This is a genomic window from Scytonema sp. PCC 10023 (assembly GCF_963920835.1).
Lineage (GTDB): Bacteria > Cyanobacteriota > Cyanobacteriia > Cyanobacteriales > Nostocaceae > Kalymmatonema.
This window is the reverse complement of record NZ_CAWUDP010000346.1, coordinates 1-644: the sequence shown is the minus strand read 5'-3', so window position 1 is coordinate 644 and position 644 is coordinate 1. Positions and strand designations below refer to the sequence as shown.

Here is a 644-nt window from a genome sequence, read left to right as displayed (position 1 = left end):
TAGTGGGCTAGTCAGCTATAACTATGGTGCAGGTAATGGCGGAGTCATAAACGTTATTGCGGCAAATTCTTTGCTGATTGAAAACTCTTCGGTGCCCAGCAGTCGTACGGAGAACATAGGTCAAGCCGGAAAAATCAATCTTAATGCCGCAGACCGTATAGTATTAAAAAATTCATCAAATATAAATACTCAAACAAATGGCACGGGCAATGCAGGAAATTTGACGTTAAACGCTGGTACATTGCTTGTACAAGATGGATCACAGGTAGCTACTAGCGCTTTAGGTAGCGGCAACGCAGGCGAAATAACTTTAAAAGCAGATACGATTTCATTCAGTGGTGCTAAAACTGGCGTATACAACACACTTGGTTCTACATCAGCACCAGTAATTAATGTCGAATATGATGATAATAGACGTTTTCCCAAAGTTACCATTGAACCTCGTCCGCAAACTATCTTGCCAAACGCCCAAGGTAATAGTGGAAACATAAATATCTCCGCTAGGTTACTCAGTGTCACTGATGGTGCTCGACTAACTACTAGCACCTATGGCAAGGGAAATGCAGGTACTATCAATATTAATACTGTTAATTCAGCTAGATCAGCAGGAGCCTCACGCCAGAATCTCTGATTTGGCGTGAGAG

Annotated in this window: 1 pseudogene; it reads left to right on the top strand. The window is 42.2% G+C overall.

Annotation, left to right across the window (positions count from 1 at the left end):
* Positions 1–631: pseudogene (locus ACM0OZ_RS49145) on the top strand (S-layer family protein); the annotation flags it as partial.
* Positions 632–644: the final 13 nt, after the last annotated feature.